Source organism: Bacillus sp. RO2 (genome assembly GCF_012911845.1).
Lineage (GTDB): Bacteria > Bacillota > Bacilli > Bacillales > Bacillaceae_I > Sutcliffiella_A.
The window spans coordinates 146,105-161,203 of the sequence record NZ_JAAXCU010000046.1; the positions used below are offsets into that span (position 1 = coordinate 146,105).

At 36.2% G+C, this 15,099-nt stretch carries 18 protein-coding genes and 1 other annotated feature; of the genes, 3 read left to right on the plus strand and 15 right to left on the minus strand.

The genetic code is table 11. From position 1 onward, the window contains the following. Nucleotides 1-48: 48 nt before the first annotated feature. Together HF078_RS14585 and HF078_RS14590 are read left to right on the plus strand one after the other, a co-directional pair. Nucleotides 49-1,554 (plus strand): glycine betaine uptake BCCT transporter, encoded by a 1,506-nt coding sequence (locus HF078_RS14585; RefSeq protein ID WP_169291809.1) that lies wholly within the window; start codon nucleotides 49-51, stop codon nucleotides 1,552-1,554. A 45-nt stretch (nucleotides 1,555-1,599) separates the two neighbouring features. Beyond that, the gene (locus HF078_RS14590) at nucleotides 1,600-1,773 is read left to right on the plus strand and encodes a hypothetical protein (RefSeq protein ID WP_168864693.1); all 174 of its coding nucleotides are present in this window, start codon (nucleotides 1,600-1,602) and stop codon (nucleotides 1,771-1,773) included. Between the two features lie 38 nt (nucleotides 1,774-1,811). Here the strand turns inward: HF078_RS14590 and HF078_RS14595 are convergent, their stop codons facing one another. The 7 genes from HF078_RS14595 to HF078_RS14625 form a co-directional block, all read right to left on the minus strand. After that, nucleotides 1,812-2,519 carry a nitroreductase family protein gene (locus tag HF078_RS14595; protein WP_169291810.1) on the minus strand — a complete coding sequence of 236 codons (708 nt, stop codon included), beginning with the start codon at nucleotides 2,517-2,519 and terminating at the stop codon, nucleotides 1,812-1,814. 110 nt (nucleotides 2,520-2,629) lie between these two features. Further along, nucleotides 2,630-3,043 carry an RrF2 family transcriptional regulator gene (locus HF078_RS14600; RefSeq protein WP_169291811.1) on the minus strand — a complete coding sequence of 138 codons (414 nt, stop codon included), beginning with the start codon at nucleotides 3,041-3,043 and terminating at the stop codon, nucleotides 2,630-2,632. Between the two features lie 962 nt (nucleotides 3,044-4,005). Beyond that, nucleotides 4,006-4,434: a hypothetical protein gene (locus HF078_RS14605; RefSeq protein WP_169291812.1), complete on the minus strand. Its 429-nt coding sequence runs from the start codon at nucleotides 4,432-4,434 to the stop codon at nucleotides 4,006-4,008. 354 nt (nucleotides 4,435-4,788) lie between these two features. Then, nucleotides 4,789-5,526, minus strand: a complete 738-nt coding sequence (locus HF078_RS14610; RefSeq protein WP_169291813.1) for a class I SAM-dependent DNA methyltransferase — start codon at nucleotides 5,524-5,526, stop codon at nucleotides 4,789-4,791. A 12-nt stretch (nucleotides 5,527-5,538) separates the two neighbouring features. Next, nucleotides 5,539-6,246, minus strand: coding sequence for a DUF2711 family protein (locus HF078_RS14615; RefSeq protein ID WP_169291814.1), 708 nt, complete (start codon nucleotides 6,244-6,246; stop codon nucleotides 5,539-5,541). A 31-nt stretch (nucleotides 6,247-6,277) separates the two neighbouring features. Further along, on the minus strand, nucleotides 6,278-6,733 hold the full coding sequence (locus HF078_RS14620) for a GNAT family N-acetyltransferase (protein ID WP_169291815.1): 456 nt from the start codon (nucleotides 6,731-6,733) through the stop codon (nucleotides 6,278-6,280). A 778-nt stretch (nucleotides 6,734-7,511) separates the two neighbouring features. After that, the gene (locus tag HF078_RS14625; RefSeq protein ID WP_169291675.1) at nucleotides 7,512-7,805 is read right to left on the minus strand and encodes a hypothetical protein; all 294 of its coding nucleotides are present in this window, start codon (nucleotides 7,803-7,805) and stop codon (nucleotides 7,512-7,514) included. An 82-nt stretch (nucleotides 7,806-7,887) separates the two neighbouring features. Between HF078_RS14625 and HF078_RS14630 the strand changes: the two genes are divergently transcribed. Next, entirely contained in the window at nucleotides 7,888-8,742 is an 855-nt protein-coding gene (locus HF078_RS14630) for a glycerophosphodiester phosphodiesterase (RefSeq protein WP_169291816.1), read from the plus strand. A gap of 75 nt (nucleotides 8,743-8,817) precedes the next feature. On the opposite strand, the gene lysS is transcribed toward HF078_RS14630, so the two are convergent. The 8 genes from lysS to HF078_RS14670 all read right to left on the minus strand — a co-directional run bounded on the left by lysS (nucleotide 8,818) and on the right by HF078_RS14670 (nucleotide 15,068). Next, nucleotides 8,818-10,275, minus strand: a complete 1,458-nt coding sequence (gene lysS / locus HF078_RS14635; RefSeq protein WP_169291817.1) for a lysine--tRNA ligase — start codon at nucleotides 10,273-10,275, stop codon at nucleotides 8,818-8,820. 91 nt (nucleotides 10,276-10,366) lie between these two features. Further along, nucleotides 10,367-10,635 (minus strand) — a binding site (T-box leader). 69 nt (nucleotides 10,636-10,704) lie between these two features. Beyond that, nucleotides 10,705-11,184 (minus strand): hypothetical protein, encoded by a 480-nt coding sequence (locus HF078_RS14640; RefSeq protein ID WP_169291818.1) that lies wholly within the window; start codon nucleotides 11,182-11,184, stop codon nucleotides 10,705-10,707. A 196-nt stretch (nucleotides 11,185-11,380) separates the two neighbouring features. Then, complete coding sequence (locus HF078_RS14645; protein WP_169291819.1) at nucleotides 11,381-11,854, minus strand: arsenate reductase/protein-tyrosine-phosphatase family protein; 474 nt, start codon at nucleotides 11,852-11,854, stop codon at nucleotides 11,381-11,383. 16 nt (nucleotides 11,855-11,870) lie between these two features. Then, nucleotides 11,871-12,836, minus strand: coding sequence for a quinone oxidoreductase family protein (locus tag HF078_RS14650; protein ID WP_169291820.1), 966 nt, complete (start codon nucleotides 12,834-12,836; stop codon nucleotides 11,871-11,873). A gap of 24 nt (nucleotides 12,837-12,860) precedes the next feature. Next, nucleotides 12,861-13,583, minus strand: a complete 723-nt coding sequence (locus HF078_RS14655; RefSeq protein ID WP_169291821.1) for an alpha/beta fold hydrolase — start codon at nucleotides 13,581-13,583, stop codon at nucleotides 12,861-12,863. A 62-nt stretch (nucleotides 13,584-13,645) separates the two neighbouring features. After that, nucleotides 13,646-14,092: an NUDIX domain-containing protein gene (locus HF078_RS14660; RefSeq protein WP_205831632.1), complete on the minus strand. Its 447-nt coding sequence runs from the start codon at nucleotides 14,090-14,092 to the stop codon at nucleotides 13,646-13,648. 15 nt (nucleotides 14,093-14,107) lie between these two features. Next, a complete protein-coding gene (locus HF078_RS14665) occupies nucleotides 14,108-14,584 on the minus strand; it encodes a GNAT family N-acetyltransferase (RefSeq protein ID WP_169291822.1) in 477 nt (158 codons plus the stop codon). An 82-nt stretch (nucleotides 14,585-14,666) separates the two neighbouring features. Further along, the gene (locus HF078_RS14670; protein ID WP_169291823.1) at nucleotides 14,667-15,068 is read right to left on the minus strand and encodes a hypothetical protein; all 402 of its coding nucleotides are present in this window, start codon (nucleotides 15,066-15,068) and stop codon (nucleotides 14,667-14,669) included. Between the last annotated feature and the right edge of the window lie 31 nt (nucleotides 15,069-15,099).

The following is a 15,099-nucleotide window of genomic DNA, read 5'->3' on the forward strand; positions in this document are numbered from 1 at the left end:
ATTTAGGGAATGCTAGCGAAAGGATTACATAGGAAAGGCGTGGATGTTATGAAAGGTATCGGTAAAGTTTTTTGGATTTCCGTTATCATTGCTGCTTTGTTTGTATTAGTTGGGGTTATTTTCCCAGAGCCTTTTAGTAAAGGAATGGATCAGGCAAACTCATTCATTCTAAATGTTTTTGGCTGGTTTTATCAACTGGCGGCTACTTTCTTCCTTTTATTTGCCCTGTTTCTCATCTTTAGTAAATACGGCAAAATAAAGTTAGGAAAAGACAAAGATCTCCCAGATTACTCTACCTTGACCTGGTTTGCAATGTTGTTCAGTGCAGGAATGGGCATAGGACTAGTTTTCTATGGAGTCGCAGAACCGATCTCTCATTTCGCCACTCCTCCACTTGGAGAAGGCGGAACTGCTGCTTCTGCAAAATTAGGTCTTCGTTACACATTTCTCCACTGGGGGTTTCATGCATGGGCCATCTATGCGACCATTGCTCTTTCCATTGCGTATTTCAAATTTAGAAAAGACGCTCCAGGGTTAATGAGTGCCACTTTATACCCTATTTTAGGGGAGAAAACAAATGGAGCCATTGGAAAGACAGTAGATATTGTTGCCGTTTTTGCTACCGTTTTCGGAGTTTGTGCATCGCTCGGTTTAGGTGCACAACAAATTAATGGCGGACTGAATTATTTATTTGGCATTCCAAATAACTTCGCCATTCAACTGACCATTATGGCAATTGTGACCGTTCTATTCATTATCTCAGCAGGAACTGGCCTATCTAAAGGGATTAAATACTTAAGTAACACCAATATGATTTTGGCTACGCTTCTATTGTTTACTATGTTGTTCATTGGCCCTACAACCTTTTTATTAAATTTATTTACCACCACTCTCGGGGATTATATTCAGAATCTCCCAAGCATGGGACTTCGTCTTGCTCCATTCAATAAGGAAAATGCCGAATGGATTGAAGGTTGGACGATTTTCTATTGGGCCTGGTGGATTTCCTGGTCACCGTTTGTCGGAACCTTTATCGCGAGGGTGTCAAAAGGAAGGACTGTGAGGGAGTTTGTCATTGCGGTGTTATTGGTTCCGACAATAGTATGTGCATTCTGGTTTAGCGTTTTCGGTGGGACAGGAATTCATATGGAGCTATTTGAAGGGGCCAAAGTCTCCGCTCAAAGTTTTGAAGCTGGACTCTTTTACGTATACAAATTACTACCATTTGGTACCGTTTTATCTATAATTACCATTCTGTTGATTGCAACTTTCTTTATTACGAGCGCAGATTCAGCCACTTTCGTGTTGGGCATGCAGACTACCAATGGAGATCTAAATCCCCCTTTCTTTGTAAAATTAACATGGGGGTTAATTCTCTCTGCCTCTGCTGTTGTGTTGATGTATTCGGGTGGATTGGAAGGTCTTCAAACTGCCATCATCGTGAGTGCTTTCCCTTTAACTTTTGTATTATTGATGATGGCCTTCGCTATTTTCAAAGCATTTCGCTTGGAAGTTAAGGGGAAGGTTCCTTTGAAAAAGACAAAGGAGAGCTGAATTGGCAAACTTAACTGTACTACTTTGAGGAAAGGACGATTTGCTATGAACTTTAAAAGTGAATTACAAGAAGCACAAGATATCATTCATAAAGCACACCATCACTTAAAACAAGTTAGTTCCACTACTGCAGAATCTGAAGCTTGCTATTTTGCAATAGAAGAACTTGTGAAAGCTCAACAGAAGATCCAACAGGTTCAACAACAAATCAATGAATAAAAAAAGAGTGCGCATCTTCCAATGCGCACTCTTTTTTATTAATATCTATCCCAACTGACAACCTCATCAAGAGGGAGACGTGTTTTTTCAAATCCTGCTTTCGTACCTTTACCTAAAGAGATTAACATAATAGCCTCATAGTTTTCCGGAACATTGAAGGCTTTTAAGAATTGCGCTTCATCGTATCCGCCCATTGGGACTGTATCTAAGCCTTTAGCCTTTGCTGCCAGCATTAATTGCATCGCTACAAGGCCACCATCAATATGAGCAATTTTCGATAAGCGTTCTTTTGAAAAGTTCCCATAACCATCAAGAATACTGTTCACATACATGTCTTTCACGTCTTCTGGCATTCTTCCCTTTTCTGCGATTGCACTATAGATACGGTCAGCATTTTTGTAAGCTTCGCGGTCACCAAGTACAGCAATGACAACGGAAGCATCGACAATTTGTTGCTGATTATTGGCGATTGGCAACAAACGCTCTTTTTCCTTTTGATCTTCAATAACTAGAAATCTCCATGGTTGAAGGTTACTAGATGACGGAGCTAACGTAGCTGTTTCAAGAATCTCCAGGATTTCACTTCTATCCATTTTAAATTCAGGATCATATTGTCTTACAGAACGGCGTTCTTTTGCAACTGTCAAAAAATCTGTATCTTCCAGCTGCTTTGGAGCTTCTTTGGTTGTATCAATTTCTTTTACTTTATTTAAATATTCTTCTTTACTCATCGTGTTCTTAGACATTTTTATTCCCCTTTAACTGTATTTTCTACAAGAACAGTATATGCCGTTAACTGTTCCTTTGTCAACTACAGTTAATTGCGTGCAAAATAAAAAAGTGAAACAGCTCTGTCTCACTTTTTCATTAAATCAGCTATGGTTTTTTGTTCTAATCCGGCTACGACCCAGCCTTCCATTTCATCACGGAGTGTACAAAGAGATTCGCGAGTAGTTGGAGCAAAACATTCTTTACTCTCTACATTAAAAAATCCTTTTGGAAACGTCTCTGCTTTCATTGCATCATACACTTCGGACAGCTTGATTTCGCTGGGGTCTTTTACAAGAAAATAGCCACCATCCCGGCCCTCTTTTGCCTGGATTAATTCGGTTTTAACCAGATGCGTTAATATTTTTCTTAAAAAGACAGATTTAGAATCAAGTTTTTCAGCCAATTTCCCGCTCGGACATAGCCCATCATTATTTGCAAGCACGACTAGTGCCTGGATCGCCACACTAAACCATTTTGTACTCGTTACCTTTTCAGCCATTGTTTCACCTCTTCATCTACACTTTATTGTGAAACATCTCCCATAAAAAGTCAAAGTGTTTAGGAAGTTGGTCGGTGATAAGAGACACGAAACCCTTTGGAATTGTTATAAGTTTTAATTTCTATTTGAGTAAATTCATTTTTACCTTACATAAATATTTTGCATTTGGGCAAAATTTTAGAAACAATTCTAATTGGAGAACAACATATATGATTTTACTTTCTCTTTTCTTAATGTTAAGTGGGTTATTGATTATCAATACTATTTACGCTTACCAAACTAAGCACATTGACTCTAATTTTTTCCATACCTTGTGGTACTATATAAAACTTATACCCCTCTTCCTGTCTGCGAGTATGATGATTGGATACGGTGTGAAATTTCTTACAAAAGTCGTAGGTAACTTAACCTTTTCACTTATTGTATCTAAAGGAATGGAAATCCTAGTTTGTGTTGTAATTGGATACATATTTTTTAAAGAATTTCCTAATTGGCGCACGGGGATCGGAATTACAATTATATTAATTGGATTTTGGGTATTAAAAGGAAAATAAGATATCAGCACACACTCCCGTCATTGAAGTCGGTTATGTTTTTCAATTTTTACGGTCTCCTCCACCTAAAAGAATTGTCTGCACTTTGCACAATATGGTGCTGTGTGCACTCTTTTTATCTGTGTCTGACATTTCGTGCACGTTATGTAGTTGCTGTTATCCCCTTGTCCTAATCCACGAAACCCTCCGCGAAAAAAACTTCGCATTGAGCTTTCAAACTTACCAACTAAAAATATCGGGATTGCGATGACAAAGCCTAATATTATCAGAGCTAAAAAGATCAATATGGTCCCCCCTTTGCGTATAATACGTACGAGATGGCAATATGGTTTCCTTTTTTTTGAAGTAAACAAAAAATGGAGCGCTCATCCGTTTAACTGGATTGCACTCGACATCGTAATGAAACTTTTAATCTCTATATAAAACTACCCTCTCTTCATAATCCTCCCAGTCTCCAACAGTGAATGTTATCTTATTTTTCTTATCTAAATATTGACATCCCTCGCACACCATTCTTTCAACTTTAAATACATTTGATTCCTTCAGTGAAAATATTCCACCCACACCCAGATTTTCTCCTTTATCAGTGAATGAGTAGTACATAGTTGGTAGGGTCTTTACTTTCTCATTTTTTCCTTTGTATCTAATCTTTGTGTCATATTCTATCTCTGTTCCAACAAGATACATTTGGTGAACAACAAGCCAATTTTGATTTTCACCTTTAAATGTTATTGAAGTTGGTCTTCCAAACAAATTTGTATTTTCAGCACTCGCATATGAAGCTCCTGAAATTAAAACTAATATAACTAGGCATAATAATCTTAGTTTCTTAATCATTAATTTCCTCCTAGTTTTTAGCTTAATATTCAGCATTAATCATAAAACTATTCATACCTTCTTTTCCCACTCTCGTCGTCCTGTTGCAGCACCTTTTCTCTTTTTTGTAGGTAAGAGAATCCAAAATAGCACACAAAAAACAACAGACCTTTCATTTATTTATATACAAATTGACCCTGTGTCACTATATTAAAGAAAAATTTTGGTTATCCATTGTAAATTTATTTTATCCATTGTAAAGACACTGATATCAATTGTAAAAAAGATTTATCCATTATAAAAAAGATTTATCCATGTTTACATCAACTTTATCCATTATAGCTATACTTTAGTTTTGTGTTCCCCCAAGTATGCCTACCTTTTTTTCACACAAGCAAACACCAAAACAACTGGGATCCGCTGTCTCCTAACAAACTCTTCTTCACTACTAAAATGTTCGCGCTTCGGTGTACCTTCTCGTAAATCAACTACCGTAAAACCAGTCTGTCTTAGTGCTGTGAAGTAACGTTCAATCGTGCGATGATACTTAACAACCACTTGATTAATCCAAGGCTCTTTCCTTTCACCGTCACGGAAGTAATCATCAACAATCCAATTCCCGCGTTTATCTCCCGTCTGCTTACTGTCAAAAGATGAAGTTGTAAGCGGATGTTGAATGCTGAATACAAATCTTCCATTCTCTTTAAGGGTGTGATAAATATTTTGAAACAGGCGGTCAATGTCTGACACATAATGAATAGCGAAACGAGAGGCTACGAGATCATAAGAGTCACTTGGGTATTGATACGATTCCATCGTTTCTTTGTGTATAGTGGCGTCAAGTTCAAGTAAGTTAGAGCGCGCAGCTTCTACCATTTGTTCAGAACCTTCTACACCTGTGTAGTGCCTTGCTCCTATTTGCAGTAGCTCTTTCCCAAAAGAGGCATCTCCACACCCTAAATCTAAGATGGCCTTATTTTGAATGTTTCCAATTAGTTCAGATATAATTGGACCTTCAATGGCATTATTGGGACTGTCTTTTCTATTTCTTCTATTCATATAATTTGTAAAAAAATCCGATTGATCGTAAACACTAGATCCCCTGAATTCCATTGAAACATCTCCCTATTCTTTGTTTGTATTTCGAACGCTCCAATAAATCTCGGTATAATCATCACAATAAAACCCTTCAAGATTACAAGTTTTTATTATTCTATCTATCTTCTTTTTATCATCTGAACAAATCATTGAAAAATGACTATCCCAATGTGTGGTAACAAGTATGGAATTATCATGAGTGAACAGGTTATGCCTAGCCAATGTATCTTGATCTATTAAGTCATCTATGTACTCTAATTTTCTTTCTGTACCAAACTCATCTCCTACCCAAATCCAATCATATTTCTCCTTTTTAATTGCTCCTAAAATATTATTTATTAAAAGTTCAGGCAGCATCCCCTCTGTTGGAGGAAGCAGATTTTCTTTCTCAATGACAGTGTTTATAATTTCTTTGAATTTCTTATTCTGATACTTCTTTTTTAAACCGTGAATCCTTGTGCGAAGACCAATATCTAACTCTTCATAACTTTTCAATCCACTAAGTGCTAAGAATTCTTTCCACATTACCATTTCGCAATGATTGATAATTTGAAACTTGTCTGGATATGTTTCTGAATAAAACAGTTTTGAATCTATCGTGACTGGTCTAATAAAAGGATGAAAGAAGATATAAACTTCATTAAAAACATCTTTATAAAATCCCTTAACTGATACGTCCTCGTAGGCACAAACTGCAAATCTATGGGGTTCAGGAGCGACTCTCTCAATATCCAAAACGAAACCTCCTTATCCTAGTTTTTATCCTCTACCTATGTCCATCTTTCCTCGCTTGAATATATCCGTAATACGCACAAGTCCCATTCTGAGTTAAGTCTTTCACTTCAAAACCGCACTTCTCATAGAAAATGAAATTATTAGCGGAGGTATGTGCAAACCAATCACCGTGAGGCAGTTTTTGAACACAAAGTTCTACAATTTTCTTTCCGATTCCTTTGCCGCGATATTCGGATAAGATAACTAAATCCATAATGTTTGCAACCATTATTTGGTCTGAAATCACCCTAACCATTCCGATCATCTTGTTTTGATCCCATACCGTAAACGCCCACGTAGAATTTTTAAACATAAGGGAAAACTTTTCTTTTTGCCAAGAAGGTGTATTCCTCGCCCACCCTGCATCTTCAAACAATGCTTCTACATACTCAGCTGGAACACCTTCAGTGCCTTCCCTTATCACTAAGCCATTGAAATATTGGTACATACATAACCTCCCCCTACAAAATTCTATTTAATTGACACTCTTATTCTTTCTTAGCAACCTTAGCAGTTGGAGTCCATCAGAAGGATGACCATAATAAGGTCCCAGCCAACGAGGGTAGGTAAATGAATGAACTCAAATCACTGGATTGCTCCTTTACTCATATTTTATTAAACTCGTTTTCCGCGAATTATAACTTTAAATGATAAACTCGACAGAACAAAAGCCAATATTATCAGCAATGGAGCCACCACAAATAATCCTATTAAATCCGTTTTAAGATTCCACGGTACGAATGCATTCCAGAATATTCCCGTAACCTTCCACAATAGAAAAAATATTAAGATAGTAAATACAAAATATATTATTTTTTCTAATCCTTTTTTCAACACGGGCAATCCCTTCCCCTTTTTTGCCGTCTATTAATCAGCGTATCTAAGGCCCATATACAATCATAAAGATCATCAGACACAGGTTAAATACAATCAATATCTTTCCGAAGAAATTTTTAAAAGCTAGAACAGAAAAAATCATAGAAATTACAAAAAGGAATCCCTACTTTTGAGGGGAAATATGTAAAATCTAAAATCCCTACCATGGGGACCAGTAAAATAAGGATGCATACTGAAGTAAATACGAATGTAAAAAGACTTGCAAGAGTGAGATAACTAAATGTGACCATACTTCTTATGTGTTGTTTTTCAGAAATATTTTTAGACATGTTTATCTCCTTTTTATGAATTTATTGAAATGCACAATTTATCTAATAATCTCAATTAAATCAGCCTTCAACAATCGCAAGGTATTTAACAATCACTCCATTAGCTTCCACTAATAACATGTCGCCTCTTTCCTTTGCAAAAAATATTTTTGATCCGACCGGTAATTTATTTGACATCCAATCTTTAAAACAAAACCTAATACCAATTATTTCAAAATATGGTACATAACTCAACTTTTTAGTCAGAATTTTTATATTCTTAAGCACTAGTAGCCCTCTAAAGCGATAATTTACAGAAGCTGGTTCAAATATGTCAGTCCTTCTTGATTTTGTCCTCAAAACTTTACGACCCATTTACGCCCCTGTAAAAGAACGTTCATGCTTCGCTGTTACAGTAAAGAAGTAGTTCATTTACAAATAGGAGGGTGTAAACATCATGAATAAAGGACTTAAAATAACAATCGGCGCACTAGCATTAAGTTTATCCATTATGGGTACTGGATTTGCAGCAGATGCATCTGAAAAAAATAAGGAAATCCTTAACGTTGCACACCGTGGAGCTTCGGGTCATGCGCCAGAACACACCATAACATCATATAAAATGGGTGAAAAAATGCATGGAGACTATATAGAAATAGATCTTCAGATGACAAAAGACGGACAACTCATTGCCATGCATGATGAAGAATTAGACAGAACGACAAATGGTACTGGCCAAGTAAAAGATCATACGCTTGAAGAAATTAAACAACTCGATGCAGGAAGCTGGTTTAATGAGAAATATCCTGAGAAAGCTAACCCGGCTTATGAAGGTCTAAAAGTGCCTACATTAGAAGAAGTTTTTCAAAAGTTTGGGAAAAATGCGAACTATTATATTGAAACAAAGTCACCTGAAGTCTATCCAGGAATGGAAGAAGCACTAGTAGAATTAGTAAACAAATATGGAATCAACAAAGACAAGCTGCTTGTTCAGTCTTTCAGTCCAGCAAGCTTAACGAAGATGAACCAAATTGATCCATCTGTAAAGTTAGTACAACTTATGTGGTACACATCACCGGCAGCAATTTCCGATGCTGAGCTACAGGCTATAAAAAAATATGCAATCGGAATTGGTCCTAACAGTTCGATGATTGATCAAGAATACGTCCAAAAAACCGTCAAAAATGGTCTTGAAATTCACCCGTATACCGTTAATGAAAAAGAAGATATGAAAGAACTCATTGAGTGGGGAGTAACAGGTATATTTACAAACTTCCCAGACCGTTTGCATGAAGTGAAAAAAGGAAAATAAAGAAAAGTTTAAATGAAGAACTGCACCACAATTGTTTTATACAGCTAACAATTCGTGGTGCAGTTCCATCATTATTTATTTTCTAGTTAACGGAAATAAAACACAATCCTTAATTGTTTCACAATCCGTTAATACCATAAGCAACCTCTCAATCCCAAACCCCCAACCGGAAACCGGAGGCATCCCATATTCCATCGCTAATAAGTAGTCTTCATCCATCTCCATGGCTTCTATATCACCGCCACTTTTTAGAATGGCTTGTGCCTCTAATCGTTTCCTCTGTTCCACCGGATCGACTAATTCTGAATAGGCATTGATGATTTCAGCACCATTTACTACAAGTTGGAACCGATCTGTTATTTTTTGATTGTCATCATTTGCTCTAGCTAATGGTGATAGATCAATAGGATGGTAAATAAGGAATGTTGGTTCGATTAAGTGTGGGCGACACATTTTTTTGTATAGAAGGTCAATGAAGTTCCCTCGTCCTAATGTCTCGATTTCCTCTCCTTCTAAACAAATATCTCTTCGTTTTGTTTCTTCATATAAGCTTTTCACATCTGAATATAAATCAATATCTATGCCTGTATCTTTTAAAATTAAATCTCTAAATGAGACAACCTTCCACTCTAATGAAAAATCAATCGATTGTCCTTTTATGCTAATGATTGTTGAGTCAAATGTTTGTTTGAGGACATAGACAATCATTTCACGCATGAGGTTCATCGTGTCCTCATAATTCCAATAGGCTGCATAGCCTTCCACCATTGTAAATTCTTGAAGATGTTGAGGGCTGATTCCTTCATTTCTAAAGCATCTTGCAAATTCGAATACTTTTGTAAATCCCCCCACAATTAGCCTTTTCAAATAAGTCTCTGGAGCAATTCGTAAATTAAGTTCCGTATCTAGCGAGTTATGATACGTGTTAAACGGGCGTGCTAAAGCACCAGAAGAAGTATGTTGTAATACAGGTGTTTCCACTTCCAAGAAGTCTTTTTCTTCTAAAAATCTACGAACAGCACGCACTAATTTTGTTCGCATTAACATCCGGTTTTGTGTTTCTTTTGTCATCATCAAATCTATATATCGTTGTCTATAACGTGTATCTGTATTAGTTACTCCGTGCCATTTATCCGGCAGTGTGTGTAACGCTTTCCCTAGTAGCGCATACTTTTCTATCCGAAGCGTTTTTTCATTTGTTTTTGTAGAATACATCTCTCCTTCTACACCAATGAAATCCCCTATATCGAAATAGTTCAGGAAATCACTCATAACCTGCTCCCCAACCTCATCTTTTTTCAGAAGAAGTTGCAACTTACCTTGTATGTCTGCTATGGTGATGAAACTAAATTTACTAAACTGTCGAATCCCCATGATTCTTCCTGCAACCCGGACCCCTGATGTCCCGTCCTCAAGTAAAGATGCCTCGAATAGCTCGTAATTTGTCTCGTACCTTTCAGGATAAACGGGAATCCCCTGCGACCTTAAAGCCTCTAATTTCTTCATTCTAAGAGCTCTTTGTTCTTGATTCATTTTTATTCAACTCCAATTTTTATTAATATATTTTCAAGCTGCCATACTATTTTTTAAAAACAAAAAAACTCCCACCCCCAAGATTATTCATCTTGAGGACGAGAGTTGTTAACTTCGTGGTACCACCCCAGTTTGTTGACATGTTGCCATATCAACCTCTTCGGGTACTTATGCTTTTAATAAACAATTATACCCTATCTCTATAACGGGAGATCCCGTCGCAGTATCACTAAGGTTAAATCTTAGATCCGTGCAAAGGCTCCGAGGCTTTTTTCATTAAAATCATTATTGCTTCTTCTCACCTACCGAAGCTCTCTGGAAATAATGTATCTTAATTACTCTTCTCTTCACAGCCGTACATTCCGTATGTTTTTTAGAATATTAGCACAAATAATTTATTTAGGCAATCCAGTCTACAAAAAAATGTTATTAATGCCAATAAGGCTGTTTCATCTCTATTACTTCACCTGTGCGTGGATGAACTAAAAAGAACCGCTCTTCTGCTTTGAAGTGATAATCCCGATAATCAATGAAAAATCGCCACTCTTCTGTATGTATTGGCACCGTATTTCGATAACTCTCTTTTTCCTTGTATTCATCAATGGTAGAAACATCTTTGTTTTCGTAAATCAATTGCTTTGCTTGATCGAACGTATAGGTTGGCTTCCCAATGAAAAATAATATAATAGATAAGCAAAAAAATAATCCCACAGTCCGCTTTCCCCATTTAGCCTTTGATCTTTCTTTCGTGTAGATATAGGCAACTATCACTTGAGTAGACATTACTGGAATTATTATACCTAAATTGAACACTCCCTCGTAAAAGTGTGAGTTAAGCCAATCTATAATGACTAATTCTAATACAGTTGCAACAAGGGTATAGAGGAAAAACTTATTGGAAAAGTTCATTTATTTTTTCTCCTTGATACAAGCAATCTGTAGATAAATTTAAAACAATTTTAACTAATCCATTCTCATTGTAATCAGTAGCTCCGCATGTAATCTAACCAGGGCTTTGACGCTTGTATACCCTTTACTTGGCTTGTCACTAAAACGGAAAGATAGATAATTAATAAATTTTTTGACTTTTTTTCAACAAATAATCTCACCTTTGAATAATGTGTTTTTCCCTCAGATTCCTTACTAACTGCGGTATTGCTTCATTAATATAATCCACCATATCAATAATCTTTACTAAATAATTACCATCTTGATCGGGAGGGGGCACAGTTATAGAACTTTCATCTCCCTTATAAATTTCATTAAAAAGATAAATCTTCTCGTTATATTCTTGCTGTATGTAATCCCTATGTTCTTTGCCCATTCCGATAATTACATCAAACTCACCAATCAATGTTTGATGAAATGGCGTTCTACAAAAACCATCCGTACTAATGTTTAAGTGTCTCATCCTATTAAAATGAATATCGGAAAACGAACCCAAATCACTATCAGCTTTAAAACCCGCTGAAGCAACCATAATATTGGTTATATTATTTTGTATCAAAAAATGCTTCATACAGAATTCAGCTGTAACACTCCTTGTGAAGTTATCTGTACACAAGAACAAAACGTTCACAACGCGAATCTCCTCTCTACATCTTAATCAAAATCTTCCCTACATAGTTGCGACTCTCTATTAGCTTATGTGCCTGTGCTGCATCCTCTAACTCAAACACACGGGCAATTGGTAACGTGATTTTTTCTGACGCAAAAAGTTCTAAAACTTTCTCTGCTACATCAGCTAACCTTGCGGGATCATGTTTTCTAGTAGTTCCCAAGCTAAACCCTTTGATATTTCTACAACTGCTATGAACATCACTTGTTTTAAAGTTTCCTGCTTTGCCGCTGCTATTCCCAAACTGTACAAGCGTGCCATATAAAGCTAAACACTCTAAGCTTCTACTCGTAACCTCACCAGCAACAGAATCAAAAATGACATTAGCACCTAAATTATTCGTTAACTCTAAAACTTCTACTGCAAATGATTCATAGGTACACACAACGTCTGCACCTAAACTTTTCACATAATCTTCTTTGTTAAGATTTCCAACTGTTCCGATAATTTTCTTTACACCAGCTAGTTTGGCGAGTTGTATTAACATGGAACCTACCCCACCTGCTGCGCTATGTATCACAATGGTATCTTGTTTTTTTACTTGGCCAATTTCATGGATTAGTATATACGACAAAATAGATACGGTCGGTACTGTTGCAGCTTGTTTGAAAGGAAGACTATCTGGAATTTTAAAAACCAGGTGTTCGTTTGCCACTACATACTCTGCATATGATCCAGCTTTCGGAAAAGCTATTACCCGATCACCTTTTGTGAATGGTGAATCATCAGAAACCTCCTCAATTGTCCCAGCAACATCCAATCCAAGTGTTAAAGGAAAATCACCTTTCCCTTTATTCCCCATACGCTTCTTTATATCTGCATAATTTACACTCGTATATTCTGCTTTTATTAAGACTTCATTTGCGCGAATCTTTGGTAATTTTACCTCTGTATATAAGAGTACATCTGAATTACCGAATTCATTTTGAATGACCGCTTTCATTTTAATCTCCCTTTCAAATTTAATTTACGTATGCAGCCGATCCAAGTCCACTAAAAAATCAGTGATAGTATTAATGAATCTACTATAATCAGGGATCCATAATTCGTGACCTGAATCTGAGAATTCAACCACATTCACATTACTCACATAATTCTTGTATTTTTCTGTAGCCCTCTCTTTTAATAGAGAATTGTTTGTTCCACCTTTAATAATAAGAACCGGACATTTTATCCTCTGTAGATCCTCCCATAATTCAACTTCTTTTGACTCTTTTTGAATTGCTCTAACCACGTGTTGACGCTCTTTCTTAACATATCCCTTTGATAAAACCGTATCAACCCATGACTCTGGAATAGTAGGATACTTAGCTGGATAATCGCATATAATTAACCCTTTTATATGTTCAGGGCAATTAGATGCATGCTTAATTGCGAATGGTACTCCCATAGAGTACGCCATTAAACAATAGTCTTTAAGACGACTTTCTTTTATCACTGTATTAATATCTGAAACGTGATCTTCCAAGCTATATGCTGAAAGAGGAGCATCGCTTTTCCCATTACCCCTGAGACTGATTGACAAACAATGTCTAGGTGATAAAATTCCCATCTCATTCTCGAAATGTTCAGCAAACCCCAAAGCTCCAGGAATATATACTAATGGTGTCAGGTCAGAAGAATAATCCGTTGATTCCAGGTAATGAATGGATATATTTTTGTTTTTAGAATAACAATCCCTTACAGGCATATTACCTCTCCTTATTTTTATATGTATCTATTAGCAATAAACACTAAGCAGTTATAAATAAATTATATAAATTCAAGTACTCTAATATCCACTTCATCTAAGTAGCCTATTTCTTCTTTTAAGTCCCAAAGCCTTATTTCTGAAGATTCTTCATTTTCTATGAATGGTTGAAGCCTTTCCACTTCTGTAAAAAAAACTGGATTGTAACCAACTTCTCCACTAATTGCTTTTTGGAATTTTAATAACCCCTTAAAATCTAAATCACTTACTATTTGACCTGTTTCCTCGAACAACTCTCTTATCGCACATTCCTTCGGATTTTCATCGCCTTCTCTACGCCCTGCCGGTAATTCCCATTGTTCACGCCATATGTTGTAACACATAAGATATTTACCTTCACATTTAATAACAGCAAAGGAACCGGCTAAAGGCAGATAATCAACTATTTCTTCTTCAGACATACTAATGAAATTTAGAAATTCTCTTCCATTATTCTTAGTTAATTTCAAATGGCTCCCTCCAGGTCAGTCCAGTATAATCTCCATTTTTCTACTCTTCGTTGCCATACCAATTGACTCATAAAATTCAATAGCAGAAGAATTTTTTTCTGATACCCCCAACTCAATACTCTTAACATTCAAGCTTCTTCCAAAATCAAAAACATACTGCATTATTCTTTTTCCGATACCCGTCTTTCTCTGTGTTTCGGCAACACATAAACTGTTTATATAAAGTATATTTCTCGCATTCACAAATGAATTTTCAATTATATCTTCTTCCTTCATCACAACGAATCCTACTATTTCACTGCCTATAGTTGCCACAAAAATATGCTGCCTGGCATCAGATATCTGGCTTTCAAAGAACTCTTGACCCACTGGAGTAGTATTCTCTTTGTATAAGTCCGGTCTTTCATAAACATGCAGTTCATGAACTTTCCTGAATAACGGCAATAGAGAATTGTAATCACTTTTGATGGCTTCTCGGATACAAATATCCATATTTATCGTACCTCTCCATAATTGATAATTCAAAACCATACTTTTGCATAGATTAAGCATAGGGTTCGAACTCGAACTTCTGTTAACTTTTCTTTTTATGAAATGTAATTAAAGTGGGGGCAGGCGCAAATGGAAAGAACTTTAACATTTCTATAGAGAAATCATCCGTTGAATCTATTTCTGCTTCAATAGAAATAATCCCTTTTTCCTTAGCAAAATTTATTTGGTAAACTGTTAGTATTAAAATTAATTTAACATTCCCTTTGTCCCTTGTACCTCTCCAACCAAACCCCCATTTTTCTGGTACATTAGAATAATCCATGAAAGAGTAAGCAATTATTTCATTTTCCTCCAACACAATAAAACTCCCATTTTCAACTAAATCCTCATTAAAGATTAAGCCTTCCCATTTATCAATGTTAAGTTCCGCAACAGGATTTGCAGTATGAGCTTTTACATAATTTTGTTTTACAAGTTTGATCAACTGATTCCTAAGTTCTGGTTGAACACTTAAA